Here is a 16,210-nt window from a genome sequence, read left to right as displayed (position 1 = left end):
AGTATTCTACGCTGAACACATGCCTTACATGAAGGAGCCGTCATGACCTCGAGTCTCTCCCGTTTGAAAAATCTGGATGTTTCGCTGCTTGCCGAACGGTTGGGCCGCTTGTGCCGGAAGCATGGCGTGGAGTTGACCACGGCGGAGTCGTGTACGGGCGGCGGCGTGGCAAGCGCGATCACCGGCGCGGCGGGTAGCTCTGCCTATTTCGCGACGGGTTACGTGACCTATTCCAATGCGGCGAAAACACGCTTGCTGGGAGTCCCACCCGAGCTGCTGGAGACTCATGGCGCCGTCAGCGAGGAAGTGGTGACGGCCATGGTGGCGGGTGCCTGTCGCGAAAGCGGCGCCCGGCTGGGTGTCGCGGTCAGCGGCGTGGCAGGACCCGATGGCGGTAGCGAGGCCAAGCCGGTGGGAACGGTATGGCTGGCCTGGGGCGACGGCGACCAATGTGAGACCGAGCGCTGCCACTTTTATGGTGATCGTCAGGCGGTGCGCGAGCAGGCCGTGCGAAGGGCGCTCGCCGGGTTGATTGTTGCGGTGGAGAGGCGCTATCGCACGGCGCAAGGAGAAAATTGACCGCTAAGTGGACGAAGCCATTTTGTTGTGAGCCAATATTTGGCATAATACTGGGTAATTATACAGTTTCGAACGAGGAATGCGTGAATGGCACAGGATGACAATCGTACCAAGGCGCTGAATGCAGCGCTCAGCCAGATCGACCGTCAGTTCGGCAAGGGCACCGTCATGCGTTTGGGCGATACTCCCCGCGTGGTCATGCCCTCGGTGTCCACCGGTTCGCTGGGACTGGACATCGCGCTGGGTATCGGCGGTCTGCCGTTTGGTCGTGTATGCGAAATCTTCGGCCCCGAGTCCTCGGGCAAGACGACGCTGACGCTGTCGGTCATTGCCGAAGCCCAGAAGCAGGGCAAGACGTGCGCCTTCGTCGATGCCGAGCATGCGCTCGACCCAAGTTATGCGGAAAAGCTTGGCGTCAATCTGGATGACCTGCTGGTGTCGCAGCCGGATACCGGCGAGCAGGCCTTGGAAATCACCGACATGCTGGTACGCTCGGGCGGGGTGGACGTCATCGTGATCGACTCGGTGGCCGCGCTTACGCCACGTGCGGAAATCGAAGGCGAGATGGGCGATTCCCACGTCGGCCTGCAGGCTCGCCTGATGTCCCAGGCGCTGCGCAAGATCACCGGCAACATCAAGAATGCCAACTGTCTGGTGATATTCATCAACCAGATCCGCATGAAGATCGGCGTGATGTTCGGCTCGCCCGAAACCACCACCGGCGGCAACGCGCTGAAATTCTATTCCAGCGTACGTCTGGATATCCGCCGTACCGGTTCGGTCAAGCAGGGCGACGAGGTCACCGGTAACGAGACCCGCGTCAAGGTGGTCAAGAACAAGGTGGCACCACCGTTCCGCCAGGCCGAATTCCAGATTCTCTATGGCAAGGGCATCTACCATGCCGGTGAGGTAATCGATCTGGGCGTGCAGTGCAACCTGGTCGACAAGGCCGGTGCCTGGTACAGCTACAAGGGCAGCAAGATCGGCCAGGGCAAGGCCAACGCCGCCCAGTATCTGGAAGAGCATCCCGAGATCATGGAAGAGATCGAGTCGCAGATCCGCGGCCAGTTGCTGGCCACGGTGGAGCCCAAGCAGGAGAAGGAGGAAGCCGAGGCGTCCGCGGCCCCTTCCGAAGATGATCTGATCTAAGCCATGGGTGGCGCCTCCACTCCCCGCGAACAGGCGATCATGCTACTGGCCCGGCGCGAGTATTCCCGCGCCGAGCTGGAGCAGCGCCTGGGGGCGAAAGGACATCCTGGTGACGAGATCGATGCCTGCCTGGATGAACTGGTCGATAAAGGGCTGCAATCGGATACACGGTTCGCGGAAAGTTTCGTGCGCTCCCGGGTCGCTCGCGGTCAGGGGCCGATACGCATTCGTACCGAACTCTTCCAACGAGGTATCTCCCAGTCCCTTGCCCAAGACGCCATTGCCGAGGTGGAGGAGCGCGAAGGAGTCGACTGGTTCGATCTGGCGGCCACCACCCTGGCAAGACGCTTTTCCACTCCCGGTGACTCCCCGCGCGAATATGCCCGCCGTCAACGTTTTCTGGCCTCGCGCGGGTTCGATTTCGACCAGATTCGCCATGCTCTGGCACAGCTGTAACCCGCCTTCTACCATCCGTGGCTTTAGTCATTTGACAACTGCGCTATAATGGCTCCCTTTGCGACCCCGACGGGTAGCGGCTCAAGCGCCCTGGGGCATCACGCTTCTTGTCACGGATACCCTATGAAAAGCGCAGACATCAGACAGGCCTTTCTCAGTTTTTTTGAGCAACAAGGGCATACCATCGTCCCCTCCAGCTCGCTGGTGCCGGGCAACGACCCGACCCTGCTGTTCACCAACGCCGGTATGGTGCCGTTCAAGGATGTCTTTCTGGGACGGGACCCGCGCCCTTACGTTCGTGCCACCTCCGCGCAGCGTTGTGTACGTGCTGGCGGCAAGCATAACGACCTGGATAATGTCGGCTATACCGCGCGTCACCACACGTTCTTCGAGATGCTGGGCAACTTCAGCTTCGGCGATTATTTCAAGCGCGATGCCATCGAGTTCGCCTGGACCTTTCTGACTCAGACGCTGGGGCTGCCCAAGGAGAAGCTCTGGGTGACGGTGCATGTCAGCGATGACGAAGCCGAGCGCATCTGGAAGGATGAGATCGGCATCGATCCCGAGCGTTTCTCCAAACTGGATGAGGACAACTTCTGGCAGATGGGCGATACCGGCCCGTGCGGCCCGAGTTCCGAGATTTTCTTCGATCACGGACCCGAGGTCTGGGGCGGCCCGCCGGGAAGCGCGGACGAAGACGGCGACCGTTACATCGAAATCTGGAACCTGGTGTTCATGCAGTTCGACCGTGATGCCCAGGGCACACTCAACCCGCTGCCCAAGCCCTCGATCGACACCGGCATGGGATTGGAGCGCGTCGCCGCGGTGATGCAGGGCGTACACTCCAACTATGAAATCGATCTGTTCCAGAACCTGCTCCAGGCTGCGGCCCAGGCGACCGGGCACGCCGATACCGCCACGCCATCGCTGCGTGTGATCGCCGACCATATTCGCTCCTGCGCCTTCCTGATTGCCGACGGTGTATTGCCTTCCAACGAAGGCCGCGGCTACGTGCTGCGCCGGATCATCCGCCGTGCCATACGCCACGGACACAAGCTGGGCGCCACCGACCCGTTCTTCCACAAACTGGTAGATGCGTTGGATGCCGAGATGGGCGATGCCTATCCCGAACTGCGTGAAACCCGGGAACAGATCGCCCGAGTCCTTCTGAAGGAAGAGGAGCAGTTCGCCCGCACGCTGGATCACGGCATGACCTTGCTGGAAGCGGTGCTGGCTGAGCTCGGCAGCGATGTGTTGCCCGGTGAAACCGTGTTCAAACTCTACGATACCTACGGCTTCCCGTTCGACCTGACCGCGGATGTCTGTCGCGAGCGCGGCGTCACCCTGGATGAGGCCGGGTTCCAGCGTGAACTGGAAGCACAGCGAGAGCGTGCCCGGGCGGCCAGCCAGTTCGGTGCCGACTACAGCGCGGCGCTCGAGCTCGAGGGCGAAACCCACTTCAGCGGCTACGAGTTGCTGGAAGACGACGCCACGGTAGCGGCCTTGGTGGACAGCGAAGGCAACGCCCTGGCTTCGTTGAAAAGCGGCGACAAGGGGGTGGTGGTGCTGGATCGCACGCCGTTCTACGGCGAGTCCGGCGGCCAGGTAGGCGATACTGGTTATCTACATGCCTGGGGTGGACGCTTCCAGGTGACCGATACCCAGAAGCAGAACGGCCATCACCTTCACCACGGCGTAATGGTGGAAGGCGAGCTCACGGTGGGAGGCCCTGTGCGCACCGAAGTGGATGCCGGGCTGCGCGCCGCGACGATCCGCAATCACTCCGCCACCCACTTGCTGCACAAGGCGCTGCGCATGGTCCTTGGCGATCATGTTCAGCAGAAGGGGTCGCTGGTGACCGCTGAGCGGCTGCGTTTCGACTTTAGCCATTTCGAGCCCATGACGGCCGAACAGCTGGACGAGGTCGAGCGTATTGTCAATCAGCAGATTCTGGCCAACGCCGCCACGAAGATCGAGCAGATGAGCCTGGATCAAGCCAAGGAGAAGGGCGCTGCGGCTTTGTTCGAGGCCAAGTACGCGGAAAACGTCCGAGTATTGACCATCGGGGCCGATGATTTCTCCATAGAGCTGTGTGGCGGTACCCACGTTGCGCGTAGCGGTGATATCGGTTGCTGTCATATCGTGGCCGAGGTGGGCATCGCCTCCGGTGTGCGGCGTATCGAGGCGATCACCGGCGAGAACGCCCTGGCTTACTTCCGCGAGCAGGAAGCACGGGTGAGTCGCATCGGCGAGCGTCTGAAAGCCAAGCCGGAGCAGGTGGAAACCCGCGTGGAAGCCCTTGTCGAGCGTAACCGTGGCCTGGAGAAAGAGCTGGAGCAGCTCAAGGCCAAGCTGGCCAGTGCCGCCGGCAGCGACATGCTGGACCAGGCGCGTGAGATCAACGGCGTCAAGTTGCTTGCCACCCAGCTCGAAGGCGTTTCCGGCAAGGAGTTGCGAGGTGTGCTGGACCAGTTGAAAAACAAGCTGGGCTCGGGCGTGGTCGTGCTGGGTGTCGCGGACCAGGCGGCTGGCAAGGTGAGTTTGATCGCCGGTGTCACTCAGGATCTGACGGAGCGCGTCAAGGCCGGTGAGCTGGTCAATCATGTGGCGTCGCAGGTCGGTGGCAAGGGCGGCGGTCGTGCCGACATGGCCCAGGCCGGAGGTAGCCAACCGGAAGCCCTGCCCGGTGCGCTGAGTAGTGTGGCGAACTGGTTGGAAGCCAAACTCAACTGATACCAAAGGGCCGGTAGCCATAGTGCTCCGGCCCTGACATTTTATTGGTAACCAACCTTCATTCATCCCAACGAACAGGATAAACGGCATATGGCATTATACGTACAGAAGTTCGGCGGCACCTCGGTGGGCTCTGTCGAGCGCATCAAGGCCGTGGCGGAAAAGGTCAAGGGATTCAGAGAGCAAGGACACCAGGTCGTGGTGGTTGTCTCCGCCATGAGTGGCGAGACCAATCGTCTGACCGAACTGGCCAATTCTATCAACGAAGACCCCACGCCGCGCGAAATGGACATGCTGCTCTCCACCGGCGAGCAGGTAACCATTTCCCTGCTGGCGATGGCCTTGCAGCAACTGGGCGTTGCCGCCACTTCGCACACCGGTGCCCAGGTAGGTATCCATACCGATAGCGCCTATACCAAGGCGCGCATCCAGCGTATCGAAACCGATGACTTGAAGGCGGATCTCGATGACGGCCAGGTCGTCGTGGTCGCCGGTTTTCAGGGCGTGGATGAAGAAGGCAATATCACCACGCTCGGACGCGGTGGTTCGGATACCACAGGCGTAGCGCTTGCCGCGGCCCTGGGCGCGGATGAGTGTCAGATCTATACCGATGTCGATGGCGTCTATACCACCGACCCTCGGGTATGCTCCAAGGCCCAGCGCCTGGAAACCATTACCGTAGAAGAAATGCTGGAACTGGCAAGCTTGGGCTCCAAGGTACTGCAGATCCGTGCCGTGGAGTTCGCCGGTAAGTACAACGTTCCCTTGCGGGTGCTGTCGAGCTTCGAAGATGGCCCCGGCACCCTGATTGTTGCAGACTCCGACCAAGACGAGGACTCCATGGAAGAACCGCTGATCTCCGGTATCGCCTTTACCAAGAACGAAGCCAAGCTCACCCTGCTCAATACCCCCGACGTGCCCGGCGTTGCATCGCGCATTCTCGGGCCTATCGCCGATGCCAATATTGAAGTCGACATGATCGTGCAGAACGTGGCGCCGGCGGGAGACTACACGGATTTCACCTTTACCGTGGCCAAGGGCGACTACAAGGCCACCAAGCGCATCCTGGAAGAGACCGTTATTCCCGATCTAGGCGGGGGGGAATTGCGTGGCGACGATAATATTGCCAAGGTGTCGCTAGTGGGTGTCGGTATGCGCTCCCATGCTGGCGTGGCGTCCAAGATGTTCCGCGTTCTGGCGGACGAGAACGTCAATATCCGTATGGTCTCCACGTCGGAAATCAAGATTTCCGTGGTCATCGATGAAAAGCACATGGAGCTTGCGGTAAAGGCCTTGCACAATTCGTTCGGTCTGGACAAGGCTGATATTGAAAGCGAATGACGCAGCAGAGCTTATATCTTCTACGCTGAACAGGGAGTCGCTGCCGAGTGGTGGTGGGCTTTCTTTCAACGGGAGGTTCAGGTGTCATGGTGCCGGAGCCATTGGTGACCGGCGGCGCCATGCCGCATAATGGTTTGGTGCCGCCTCTGGCGGACACATCCCGTTGCAACAAAACGTCTGAGAAGGAGATCAGCCATGCTCATCCTAACCCGCCGTGTCGGCGAAACCCTTATGATAGGTGATGAGATAACCGTCACCGTGCTGGGCGTGAAAGGCAACCAGGTGCGGATCGGTGTCAATGCGCCCAAAGATGTCGCCGTGCATCGTGAAGAAATCTATCAGCGAATTCAGCGCGAAAGAAGCAGTACAGAGGAAGTTGAATAATCGTATCCATGGGTATCATAGATAGGGTGAAAGACATCGGCGCGAAAAAAATCCCGATGGACTGGACATGAGTCACTGAAATCGGTAATATTCGCGCCGTGCCGTTGAGGAGAGGTGGCCGAGTGGCTGAAGGCGCTCCCCTGCTAAGGGAGTATAGGGTTTATAGCCCTATCGAGGGTTCGAATCCCTCTCTCTCCGCCAAACGCACATCTATAGACACGCGCCCGTAGCTCAGCTGGATAGAGTACCTGACTACGAATCAGGTGGTCGGAGGTTCGAATCCTCCCGGGCGCGCCAGTCTTGTACATGATAGTGCTTGTGATGTTCTGCTCTCATGTCGATCATAGTCGATAGATTATAGTATTTGCTGTATCACGCGCCCGTAGCTCAGCTGGATAGAGTACCTGACTACGAATCAGGTGGTCGGAGGTTCGAATCCTCCCGGGCGCGCCAGATTCAAACCCGCTCTCTTTCGAGAGCGGGTTTTCTGCTTCGGTAATGTTGTTTCTTCAGGCGCTGTATCAAGCACTATATTGCCATCGTCCGATTACCGTTTCCTTTCTGATGTGTTGCTCCAGTTGTACCTAGCCAGGCCGTCAGGTGGCTCGCGCCCTCGGTCCTGCGATCGTGCCTCGCGCCCTCCGCAATGCGGCGGGCGCTTTTTTTGTCTGCAGTTCTTGAATCAGCAAAATGCACGTTCGGAATGGTGGGGCTGTTCCGTTGTTGGTTCCTTCACGACTCTCTGTTCATGTTCCTGATTGCTGCGTGGCAGGAGCAGGGCGTCTAGAAGTGTGTCTAGATCGGTAATGCGCTTGAGCTTCTGAAAACGCACTTCCGCTTCCCCGCCACGCTGGCGCATCTGGGCCAGCCATTGTTTGACCAGTGATACCACGATCTTCGGCGGTAGAGTACGCCGCTGAATCGTGGCGTACTGGTGAAGAACGTCGGCCTGCATTTCCCAAGTGGTGGGAGCCAGGCGCTCGCCGGTGGTCAACCAATGTCGGATGCGTGGTGCCAGCCACGGGTCGGCGAGGGCGCCACGTCCCAGCATCACGTCCTTGCAGCCGGAAAGCGAGCGTGCCCTCCAGTAGTCCTCCAGGGTCCAGATATCGCCATTGGCGACAACGGGTATATCCAGGCGATGACGGATCTTGCCGATCCAGTCCCAGTGGGCTGGTGGCCGGTAGCCCTCCTCTCGGGTTCGCCCATGGACCACGAGCTGTCGTGCACCGGCTGACTGTGCGGCAAGCGCGCAGTGAAGCGCCTGGCGCCGATCGGCAAAGCCCAGGCGAATCTTGGCGGTTACCGGAATCTCGCCGTCGATAGCATCGCTGACTGCCTTGACGGCAGCGAACACACGTTCGGGATGGCGTAACAGTGACGCGCCCCCGTCGTGGCGGTTGACGATCTTGGCCGGACAGCCGAAATTGAGATCAATACTGATGGCGCCGAGCGCCAAGGCCTGACGGGCATTGGTGGCCAAGGCACGAGTGTCCGAGCCGAGTAGCTGCAGGTGGACCGGGACGCCGCTGGGGGTTGCGACTCGCGCCTGGGTGAGTTCGGGGCAGTGCTTGTGAAACACGCGAGGTGGCAGGCGAGCGTCGACTACCCGGACGAATTCGGTGACCGTCCAATCGAAGCCTGGTGATCTGGTCAGCAGATCGCGGGTGACGGAATCGATGACGCCTTCCATCGGCGCCAGGCCGATTTTGCCATCTTGTAGTAAATTAACAACGTTGACTTCCACCATGGCGCCCTTGCAATCTTTTCAGGGTGTGGCAGGTTAGTGCATCACTCTCATTGCGCCAAGCCTCTTTTTACGCTGACTGGCAGCGTCGGACCAAGCGCGGGGCGCAGCACCACGGAGAAAGCCATATGCAGGATACACAACTGCTAAATGACGGGTTAGCCCTGATGGGCCTCGGTATGGGCTTTGTTTTTGTTTTTCTTACGGTTTTGGTATTGACCGTAATGCTTATGTCGACTCTGATCAGGCGCTTCTCGCCTGAGCCCGCCGCCGCTCCTGCCTCTCCCAGTGTCACATCCAGTGCTTCCTCGGATGATGAGACGATGGTCGTCATCAGCGCGGCCATTCATCGCTATCGCAGTCGCCATCAGCGCTAAGCATGCGTTCACGCTACGTTTAACGGATGGTCCTGCGCTGCCTGTTTCCTTATTACAAATGATCGAGCCTACGCCATGAACGAAATAAAACGTCCCTTGGGAATCACCGATGTCGTCCTGCGTGATGCACATCAGTCCTTGTTCGCCACTCGTTTACGCCTGGACGATATGCTGCCTATCGCCGAGAAGCTGGATAAAGTGGGCTTCTGGTCGCTGGAATCCTGGGGCGGCGCGACCTTCGATGCCTGTATCCGCTATCTCGGCGAGGACCCTTGGGAGCGTATCCGCGCCCTGAAGGAGGCCATGCCCAATACGCCCCAGCAGATGTTGCTGCGGGGGCAGAACCTGCTGGGCTACCGCCACTATGCCGATGATGTCGTGGACAAGTTCGTCGAGCGGGCCAAGACCAACGGGGTAGATGTCTTCCGGGTCTTCGATGCGATGAACGACCCGCGCAATCTGGAGCGGGCGCTCAAGGCGGTACGCAACGTGGAAGGTCACGCCCAGGGCACCATTTCCTACACGGTGAGCCCCGTTCATACCCTGGACAGCTGGGTGGATCTGGCCAAGACCATCGAGGGGCTGGGTGCCGACTCATTGGCCATCAAGGATATGGCGGGACTATTGACGCCTTATACCGCTTTCGAGCTGGTGACCCGCTTGAAGCAGGAGCTGTCGATCCCGATCCACATGCAGTGCCATGCCACGACGGGACTCTCGACCGCCACCATTCTCAAGGCAGTGGAGGCGGGAATCGACAATGTCGATACCGCTATCTCCTCGATGTCCATGACCTACGGCCACAGCCCCACCGAATCCGTGGTCGCCATGCTCAAGGATACCGGGCGCGATACCGGGCTGGATCTGGAGCTGCTGGAAGACATCGCCGGCTACTTCCGTCAGGTGCGCAAGAAGTACGCCGCCTTCGAGGGGTCTCTCAAGGGCATCGACTCGCGCATTCTAGTTGCCCAGGTACCCGGCGGCATGTTGACCAATATGGAAGGCCAGCTCAAGGAGCAGGGCGCCGGCGACAAGCTGGACGCTGTTCTCGAGGAAATCCCCCGTGTCCGTGAAGATCTGGGCTTCATTCCTCTGGTCACGCCGACATCGCAGATCGTCGGCACCCAGGCAGTGATGAACGTGATGATGGGCGAGCGCTACAAGTCCATTTCCAAGGAAGTGCAGGCGCTTCTCAAGGGAGAGTACGGCGCAGCACCGGCGCCCTTCAACCGCGAACTGCAGAGCCGCGTGCTGGAAGGGAGTGAGCCGATCACCTGTCGTCCAGCCGATAACCTCGCTGCCGAAATGGACAGGTTGCAGGCGGAGCTCAAGGAAAAGGCCAAGGACGAAAACATTCGCCTGGCCGAAGGCGAGCGCGAAGTGGACGATGTGCTGACCTATGCACTGTTCCCGCAGATCGGCCTGAAATTCCTCAAGAATCGCGATAATCCCGAAGCCTTCGAGCCGGCGCCCCAGGCCGAGGAGCAAGCCGCTCAAGTGCCCGCCAAGCAGCAAGCGGCGAGCGCCCCGGCACCGGCCGGAACCCCCGAAACCTATACCGTCAAGCTCAATGGCAAGGCCTATGTCGTGGAGGTCGCCGAAGGTGGCGAGATCGGCGAGGTGCAGGAGCAACCCGCAGCCACGGCCGAAGCGGCCCCTGCTGCCCCATCCGGGGCTAGCATCACCGCACCGCTGGCCGGGAATATCTTCAAGGTCAACGTCAAACCCGGCGATAGCGTCGCCGAGGGCGATGTGGTGATCATCCTGGAAGCCATGAAGATGGAGACGGAAGTCCGGGCGAGCAGCGCGGGGAAGGTCGCCGCGATCAAGGTCAATGAGGGCGACAGCGTAGCCGTAGGCGACACGCTGATCGAACTCTAAGGGCGCCCGGATCATGGATAAACTAATCGTTCTCTGGGAAGGGTCGGGGCTTTACAACCTGCAGTTGGGCCAGGCGGTGATGATCGCTGTGGGGCTCTTGCTGTTGTACCTGGCCATCCAGAAAAAATTCGAGCCGCTGTTGCTGGTGCCGATCGGCTTCGGGGGAATTCTGGCCAATATTCCCGAAGCGGGGCTGGCGATTTCAGCCCTGGATCAAGCAATCGAAGTCGCCAAGCCTGCGGTACTGCAGCAGATATCGGCAGCGTTAGGCGCGACTCTGGACCCGCTTGCCAATGTGGAAGCATGGAGGGAGACGCTGAAAGCCATTGCTCACGATACGGCGGCACCGGACCAGTTGCGCGCTGCCAAGGATGTCGCCGTGGGCGTAGGCTATAGCGATGGCATGCTCTACAGCTTCTATAGAGTCGCTATCGCCTCGGGCATCGCGCCACTGCTCATCTTCATGGGTGTTGGCGCAATGACCGACTTCGGGCCGCTGCTGGCGAATCCGCGAACGCTCTTTCTAGGGGCCGCTGCCCAGTTCGGCATTTTTGCTACGCTCTTTGGTGCCGTGTTGCTGACATCGCTGGGGGTTATGGACTTCTCCCTCAACCAGGCCGCCGCCATCGGTATTATCGGCGGCGCGGATGGGCCGACCTCGATCTACGTATCCAGCGTATTGGCCCCTGAGTTGCTGGGTGCCATTGCCGTGGCGGCCTACGCCTACATGGCGCTGGTGCCGCTGATCCAGCCGCCGATCATGCGTCTGTTGACGACTCAAAAAGAGCGTGAGATCAAGATGACGCAGCTGCGGCCGGTGTCCAAGCTGGAAAAGATCGTCTTCCCGCTGATGCTGCTGATTCTGGTTGCGCTCTTCTTGCCCGATGCAGCGCCACTGCTGGGCATGTTCTGCTTCGGTAACCTGATGCGCGAGTGCGGTGTGGTCGAGCGTTTATCGGATACCGCGCAGAATGCCTTGATCAATATCGTGACCATCATCCTGGGGCTTTCGGTAGGCTCTAAATTGATGGCGGAGAGTTTCTTGTCGGTGGAAACGCTGGGCATCCTGGGGCTGGGTATCGTGGCATTTGGCATCGGTACCGCCGCCGGCGTATTGATGGCCAAGCTGATGAACCTGGTGAGCCGGATGCCGATCAATCCATTGATTGGCGCGGCAGGCGTTTCGGCGGTGCCGATGGCGGCGCGTGTCGCCAACAAGGTAGGTCTGGAGTCCAACCCGCACAACTTCCTACTGATGCATGCCATGGGGCCCAACGTGGCCGGGGTCATCGGCTCTGCCGTGGCGGCGGGGGTCATGATCAAGTATCTGGGTTAGATACTTGCGGAAGTAGAAATTAGAAAGCAGAACGAGACGCGGCATGCCTTGGTTGGCATGCCGCGTTCATGTTTGGGGGGGAAGGCGGCGACATTCCACGGTCTGCTTCAAGCGGTTTTCCAGTGGGCTCAGGTCCAGCGCTTGGTCGCGTGGCCAGCCAATGGTCAGGGCGGCGCCTCGGGCAGCGTACTCGACGTCGAGAATGGCAATGTCATTCTCGTGCAGCCAGTTGCGTACCTCGGCCTCGGCGGAAAAATCCACCTGCAGCAGGTAGGCGTCGCGCTCGACGACCTCGTGGGTGGGCAGGGCTTCCAGCCCCTTTGCTACTGCCTGGGCGTAGGCTCTTGCCAGGCCTCCGGTGCCCAGCTTGGTGCCGCCGAAATAGCGTATTACCACGCAGCCGACCTGGCCGATGCCGCTACCTTCCAATACCTGAAACATGGGCCTGCCTGCGGTACCGCCGGGCTCGCCGTCATCGGAGAACCCGATCAGGTTCTGTTCCCCCGGCGGGCCGGCGATAAAGGCGCTGCAATGGTGACTGGCGTTGGGGTGGGCGGCGCGTGCCGCCAGCAGCAGGTTTTCGAATGCCGCCGGGGTGGGCGCATGACACAGCCAGGCCAGAAAGCGGCTCTTCTCCACGTCGATTTCCGCGGTATGCCGCTCTTGCTCGTCGAGGGAAGGCACAAGGTAGCGCATCAATGCTCCGTGGGTTGGCGGTTGACCCCCATGACCAACCCCAGTACCTGAATGTCACGATTATGCAGGAAAACGGCCGGCAGCAGGGAGTCCGCGGGAAGAAGATGGACGCCGAAGCGGTCGATCGACAGTTTCTTCAAGGCCACCTCGCGTTGATTGATCTCGGCGACCGCCGTCTCTTCGTTCGTCCCCGCTTGCAGGCGGCGAATGATGATGACATCCCCATCAAAAAGATTGCAATCACACATGGCGTTACCGCGGACTTTCAGCGCGTAGGTATTGCGGCGCATGACTCGCTGCGGTCGAGTGTGAGGGATGGGGTGGGGAGAGGAGGCGATAGGACATAGCTGAGAAGGTAGCATCGGTTTAACTCCTGGAGCCAAGGGAGGCAGGCAATCACCGTTATATTTTGTGGGTGTCTTTTCATACAGTATTGAAGTATATACCTGTACGTCCTTACAGTTCCAGGTTCATGCTACGCCATCGGCTATTTCTTGCCGATCCGACTGTTCGTAAGCAAAAGAGAAGTAAAAGTTGATAGCGATCAAGCTGCGACCCGGCGCCGCATAGCTTGACTGGCGAGCGGAGGGCTTTCCGTGTAGAGTTCGACGCGAAATCAACGTGCCGGGAGAGACTTTTGAGCCTGCGCCTGCAAGCCCGCCAATTGGCCTGTGAACGCGATGACCGCTGGCTTTTTCAGGGGTTGGACCTGGAGATCAATGCCGGTGAGATCGTCCGAATCGAAGGACCGAACGGCAGCGGCAAGACCACCTTGTTGAAGATACTTTCCGGACAACTTTCCGACTACCAGGGAGAGCTGTTCTGGAATGGAACCTCCATGCGCCAGGCCCGGTCGAATTTCCTTGCCAACCTGCTGTACCTCGGCCATGCACCTGGGGTCAAAGCGGGGCTCACTCCTCTGGAGAATCTTTACTGGTATCAAGCCTTGGCGGGAGAAAAACGCAGCGAAACCGCTTGTCTTGGCGCGCTGGAGAATGTGGAACTGGCGGGATTCGAGGATGTTCCCGCCGGACAGTTGTCGGCGGGTCAGCAGCGTCGTGTCGCGCTGGCACGACTGGAGCTGATTCCCCGCTCACTGTGGGTACTGGATGAACCTTTCACCGCCATCGATCGCGATGGTGTGGCGGCATTGGAAGCCCGCCTGGCAGCACATGCGAGAAATGGCGGCTGTGTTCTGGTGACGACCCACCATGAACTGAGCTCTTCCCCTGCGTTGCGTCGGATACAACTTGGCCAGGGAGACTGCGGTGAAACGACCTGACCCCATAGATCGCCAAGGCACGGCTGTTATGCTGGAAGACCCCAGAGGTCTGCGGCATTTGCCTATCGAAGAGGCTCCCGGCAATCTTTCGGACGCCCTTCTGGCAATGGTGAAACGCGACCTGACTCTGATGCTGCGTCACCGCGGAGAGGTGTTGAACCCGCTGGTCTTCTTCGCTCTGGTCATTACCCTGTTTCCCATCGGTATATCGCCGGATCCGGCACTGCTGACGGTAATTGCGCCAGGGCTTCTCTGGGTGGCCGCCTTGCTGGCGGCGCTGTTATCGCTGGATAGCCTGTTTCGCAGTGATTACGACGACGGCTGCCTGGAGCAGCTGCTGCTCGCTCCCCAGCCCCTGGCGGCACTGAGCCTGGCCAAGGTGGCGGTACACTGGCTGCTGACCGGTTTGCCGCTGGCGCTGATGGCGCCGCTATTGGGGGTCATGCTGGCCTTGCCGGCGGGAAGTTACGGGGTGCTGGCGTTGTCGCTGGCGCTGGGCACGGCCAGCTTGAGTCTGATCGGCGCGATCGGGGCTGCGCTTACCGTGGGCCTGGCGCGGGGCGGGGTATTGCTGTCTCTGCTGGTGTTGCCGCTGTATATTCCGGTGCTGATTTTCGGTGCGGGAGCGGTACAGGCCGCCATCATGGGTGACGGCGTACTGGCGCACCTTGCCATTCTGGGAGCCTTGCTCGCCGTAGGCTTGATCCTGGCTCCCTGGGCGATTGCGGCATCGCTACGCATCAGTATCAACGGTTGAGGACGGATAGACATGTGGGCCTTCATTCATAAATTGGGTTCGCCCAAATGGTTTTACGCCATCAGCGCCAAGCTGCAGCCCTGGTTCTGGGTGGCGGCGGCGGTGCTGCTGGTGGTCGGTAGCGTCTGGGCCCTGGCATTCGCCCCCGCGGATTATCAGCAGGGCAATAGCTTTCGTATCATGTACGTGCATGTGCCGGCGGCTTTCCTGGCCCAGTCCATCTTCATTTCCATGGCCGTGGCGGGCCTGGTCTACATGGTCTGGAAGATCAAGGTGGCGGACATGGCGGCAGCGGTCATGGCGCCGCTGGGGGCCGCCATGACCTTCATCTCGCTGTTTTCCGGGGCGGTATGGGGAGTGCCGACCTGGGGCACCTGGTGGATGTGGGATGCACGCTTGACGTCGATGTTGATTCTGCTGTTTCTCTATCTCGGCGTGATCGCCCTGCGCGGTGCCTTTTCCAGTCGCGACAGCGCTTCACGGGCGGCGTCGGTGCTGGCCATGGTCGGTGTGATCAATATTCCCATCATCAAGTACTCGGTGGATTGGTGGTATACCCTGCATCAGCCCGCCACGTTCAGTATCACCTCGCGCCCTTCGATGCCCATGGAAATGTGGCTGCCGCTGCTGATCATGGTATTGGGCTTTTACTGCTTTTTTATCGCCTTGACGCTGATGCGCACGCGTAGCGAGATATTGCGCCGTGAGTCGAGCAAGCGCTGGGTGCAGGAACTTGTGGAGGAGCGGGGGTAATGGCCTTCGATACGTTACGCGAATTCTTTGCCATGGGTGGCCACGCCGCTTACGTCTGGGCCTCCTGGGGAGCCACTGCATTGCTGTTGCTGGGCACAGTGGTACATGCCTTCGGCGAACGCCGACAACTGCTGACCGTCCTGAAACGCCGCCAGCGCCGCGAGCGTGTTCGGCACGAAACCAGTCCTTCTAGTGAACCCCTTACTACCGCACAGGGTGGAGACCACCATGACGCCTAAACGCAAACAAAAGCTGTTCGTGATCCTCGGCCTGGTGTCGCTGGCGGCGATCGCTATCGGCCTGACGCTCTACGCCTTGCGTGCCAACATCAACCTGTTCTTCAGCCCGGTGCAGATAGCCGCAGGAGACGCCCCGATAGAGCGCCAGATTCGTGCCGGGGGCATGGTCAAGGAGGGCACGGTAGTTCGTGACCGCGATACCCTGGAAGTCGAGTTTCAGGTCACCGACTATGTGGATGACCTCAGCGTGTACTACAGCGGGATCCTGCCGGACCTGTTCCGTGAGGGCCAGGGAGTGGTGGTCGTGGGGGAACTCCAGGCCGATGGCCGCTTCCGGGCCGATCAGGTAATGGCCCGTCACGATGAGAATTACATGCCCCCCGAAGTGGCTCAGGCACTGGAAGATGCGGGCTACTCGCCGGCCGATTATCAGGCCAAGGCAAGCGAGGTGGGTAAGCGGCTGGAGTCGCAGGATGGCACTGAAGCCACCCAGAACTGAT

General features: G+C 60.0%; 17 protein-coding genes and 3 tRNA genes. 17 read left to right on the top strand and 3 right to left on the bottom strand.

Features of this window, described 5'->3' with window-relative positions:
* The first annotated feature begins 42 nt into the window (after positions 1-42).
* From R5M92_RS09220 to R5M92_RS09180, 9 genes are all read left to right on the top strand, one after another.
* Positions 43-579, top strand: coding sequence for a CinA family protein (locus tag R5M92_RS09220; RefSeq protein WP_346795630.1), 537 nt, complete (start codon positions 43-45; stop codon positions 577-579).
* Between the two features lie 87 nt (positions 580-666).
* Complete coding sequence (gene recA, locus R5M92_RS09215) at positions 667-1,728, top strand: recombinase RecA (protein WP_346795629.1); 1,062 nt, start codon at positions 667-669, stop codon at positions 1,726-1,728.
* Between the two features lie 3 nt (positions 1,729-1,731).
* Positions 1,732-2,184, top strand: a complete 453-nt coding sequence (locus R5M92_RS09210) for a regulatory protein RecX (protein WP_346795628.1) — start codon at positions 1,732-1,734, stop codon at positions 2,182-2,184.
* 123 nt (positions 2,185-2,307) lie between these two features.
* Positions 2,308-4,917 carry an alanine--tRNA ligase gene (gene alaS, locus R5M92_RS09205; RefSeq protein ID WP_346795627.1) on the top strand — a complete coding sequence of 870 codons (2,610 nt, stop codon included), beginning with the start codon at positions 2,308-2,310 and terminating at the stop codon, positions 4,915-4,917.
* A gap of 90 nt (positions 4,918-5,007) precedes the next feature.
* Positions 5,008-6,258, top strand: a complete 1,251-nt coding sequence (locus R5M92_RS09200; protein ID WP_346795626.1) for an aspartate kinase — start codon at positions 5,008-5,010, stop codon at positions 6,256-6,258.
* Positions 6,259-6,453: 195 nt separating this feature from the next.
* Positions 6,454-6,642, top strand: coding sequence for a carbon storage regulator CsrA (gene csrA, locus R5M92_RS09195; protein ID WP_346795625.1), 189 nt, complete (start codon positions 6,454-6,456; stop codon positions 6,640-6,642).
* Between the two features lie 108 nt (positions 6,643-6,750).
* Positions 6,751-6,843, top strand: a tRNA-Ser gene (locus R5M92_RS09190).
* Between the two features lie 19 nt (positions 6,844-6,862).
* A tRNA-Arg gene (locus R5M92_RS09185) sits at positions 6,863-6,939 on the top strand.
* A 79-nt stretch (positions 6,940-7,018) separates the two neighbouring features.
* A tRNA-Arg gene (locus R5M92_RS09180) sits at positions 7,019-7,095 on the top strand.
* Positions 7,096-7,324: 229 nt separating this feature from the next.
* Here R5M92_RS09180 and R5M92_RS09175 read toward each other — a convergent pair.
* Entirely contained in the window at positions 7,325-8,335 is a 1,011-nt protein-coding gene (locus tag R5M92_RS09175; protein ID WP_346799322.1) for a tRNA-dihydrouridine synthase family protein, read from the bottom strand.
* Positions 8,336-8,517: 182 nt separating this feature from the next.
* Here R5M92_RS09175 and R5M92_RS09170 point away from each other — a divergent pair, with 182 nt between their 5' ends.
* From R5M92_RS09170 to R5M92_RS09160, 3 genes are all read left to right on the top strand, one after another.
* Entirely contained in the window at positions 8,518-8,766 is a 249-nt protein-coding gene (locus tag R5M92_RS09170) for an OadG family protein (RefSeq protein ID WP_346795624.1), read from the top strand.
* A 75-nt stretch (positions 8,767-8,841) separates the two neighbouring features.
* A complete protein-coding gene (oadA, locus tag R5M92_RS09165; RefSeq protein WP_346795623.1) occupies positions 8,842-10,647 on the top strand; it encodes a sodium-extruding oxaloacetate decarboxylase subunit alpha in 1,806 nt (601 codons plus the stop codon).
* Positions 10,648-10,660: 13 nt separating this feature from the next.
* Positions 10,661-11,983, top strand: coding sequence for a sodium ion-translocating decarboxylase subunit beta (locus tag R5M92_RS09160; protein WP_346795621.1), 1,323 nt, complete (start codon positions 10,661-10,663; stop codon positions 11,981-11,983).
* A 66-nt stretch (positions 11,984-12,049) separates the two neighbouring features.
* On the opposite strand, the gene R5M92_RS09155 is transcribed toward R5M92_RS09160, so the two are convergent.
* On the bottom strand, positions 12,050-12,679 hold the full coding sequence (locus tag R5M92_RS09155; RefSeq protein WP_346795620.1) for an IMPACT family protein: 630 nt from the start codon (positions 12,677-12,679) through the stop codon (positions 12,050-12,052).
* Entirely contained in the window at positions 12,679-13,041 is a 363-nt protein-coding gene (locus tag R5M92_RS09150; protein WP_346795619.1) for a LexA family protein, read from the bottom strand. The genes R5M92_RS09155 and R5M92_RS09150 overlap by 1 nt, the downstream gene beginning before the upstream one ends.
* Positions 13,042-13,316: 275 nt before the next feature.
* Between R5M92_RS09150 and ccmA the strand changes: the two genes are divergently transcribed.
* The 5 genes from ccmA to ccmE are packed head-to-tail and all read left to right on the top strand — an operon-like array spanning position 13,317 to position 16,209.
* Complete coding sequence (gene ccmA, locus R5M92_RS09145; protein ID WP_346795618.1) at positions 13,317-13,961, top strand: cytochrome c biogenesis heme-transporting ATPase CcmA; 645 nt, start codon at positions 13,317-13,319, stop codon at positions 13,959-13,961.
* A 28-nt stretch (positions 13,962-13,989) separates the two neighbouring features.
* Positions 13,990-14,718, top strand: a complete 729-nt coding sequence (gene ccmB / locus R5M92_RS09140; protein WP_417339145.1) for a heme exporter protein CcmB — start codon at positions 13,990-13,992, stop codon at positions 14,716-14,718.
* Between the two features lie 12 nt (positions 14,719-14,730).
* Positions 14,731-15,471, top strand: a complete 741-nt coding sequence (locus tag R5M92_RS09135; RefSeq protein WP_346795617.1) for a heme ABC transporter permease — start codon at positions 14,731-14,733, stop codon at positions 15,469-15,471.
* Entirely contained in the window at positions 15,471-15,710 is a 240-nt protein-coding gene (ccmD, locus tag R5M92_RS09130) for a heme exporter protein CcmD (protein WP_346795616.1), read from the top strand. The genes R5M92_RS09135 and ccmD overlap by 1 nt, the downstream gene beginning before the upstream one ends.
* Positions 15,700-16,209 (top strand): cytochrome c maturation protein CcmE, encoded by a 510-nt coding sequence (gene ccmE / locus R5M92_RS09125; protein WP_346795615.1) that lies wholly within the window; start codon positions 15,700-15,702, stop codon positions 16,207-16,209. The genes ccmD and ccmE overlap by 11 nt, the downstream gene beginning before the upstream one ends.
* The last annotated feature ends 1 nt before the right edge of the window (position 16,210 follow it).

The sequence above is a fragment of the Halomonas sp. Bachu 37 genome (genome assembly GCF_039691755.1).
GTDB classification, from domain to species: Bacteria; Pseudomonadota; Gammaproteobacteria; order Pseudomonadales; family Halomonadaceae; genus Vreelandella; species Vreelandella kashgarensis.
This window is presented reverse-complemented; position numbering and strand designations above follow the sequence as displayed.

What these genes read in the sequence shown, in the direction of transcription:
- R5M92_RS09220 (WP_346795630.1), top strand. Translation starts at nt 43, where the DNA reads ATGACCTCGAGTCTCTCCCGTTTGAAAAATCTGGATGTTTCGCTGCTT.
- recA (WP_346795629.1), top strand. Translation starts at nt 667, where the DNA reads ATGGCACAGGATGACAATCGTACCAAGGCGCTGAATGCAGCGCTCAGC.
- R5M92_RS09210 (WP_346795628.1), top strand. Translation starts at nt 1,732, where the DNA reads ATGGGTGGCGCCTCCACTCCCCGCGAACAGGCGATCATGCTACTGGCC.
- alaS (WP_346795627.1), top strand. Translation starts at nt 2,308, where the DNA reads ATGAAAAGCGCAGACATCAGACAGGCCTTTCTCAGTTTTTTTGAGCAA.
- R5M92_RS09200 (WP_346795626.1), top strand. Translation starts at nt 5,008, where the DNA reads ATGGCATTATACGTACAGAAGTTCGGCGGCACCTCGGTGGGCTCTGTC.
- csrA (WP_346795625.1), top strand. Translation starts at nt 6,454, where the DNA reads ATGCTCATCCTAACCCGCCGTGTCGGCGAAACCCTTATGATAGGTGAT.
- R5M92_RS09175 (WP_346799322.1), bottom strand. Translation starts at nt 8,335, where the DNA reads ATGGAAGGCGTCATCGATTCCGTCACCCGCGATCTGCTGACCAGATCA.
- R5M92_RS09170 (WP_346795624.1), top strand. Translation starts at nt 8,518, where the DNA reads ATGCAGGATACACAACTGCTAAATGACGGGTTAGCCCTGATGGGCCTC.
- oadA (WP_346795623.1), top strand. Translation starts at nt 8,842, where the DNA reads ATGAACGAAATAAAACGTCCCTTGGGAATCACCGATGTCGTCCTGCGT.
- R5M92_RS09160 (WP_346795621.1), top strand. Translation starts at nt 10,661, where the DNA reads ATGGATAAACTAATCGTTCTCTGGGAAGGGTCGGGGCTTTACAACCTG.
- R5M92_RS09155 (WP_346795620.1), bottom strand. Translation starts at nt 12,679, where the DNA reads ATGCGCTACCTTGTGCCTTCCCTCGACGAGCAAGAGCGGCATACCGCG.
- R5M92_RS09150 (WP_346795619.1), bottom strand. Translation starts at nt 13,041, where the DNA reads ATGCTACCTTCTCAGCTATGTCCTATCGCCTCCTCTCCCCACCCCATC.
- ccmB (WP_417339145.1), top strand. Translation starts at nt 13,990, where the DNA reads ATGCTGGAAGACCCCAGAGGTCTGCGGCATTTGCCTATCGAAGAGGCT.
- R5M92_RS09135 (WP_346795617.1), top strand. Translation starts at nt 14,731, where the DNA reads ATGTGGGCCTTCATTCATAAATTGGGTTCGCCCAAATGGTTTTACGCC.
- ccmD (WP_346795616.1), top strand. Translation starts at nt 15,471, where the DNA reads ATGGCCTTCGATACGTTACGCGAATTCTTTGCCATGGGTGGCCACGCC.
- ccmE (WP_346795615.1), top strand. Translation starts at nt 15,700, where the DNA reads ATGACGCCTAAACGCAAACAAAAGCTGTTCGTGATCCTCGGCCTGGTG.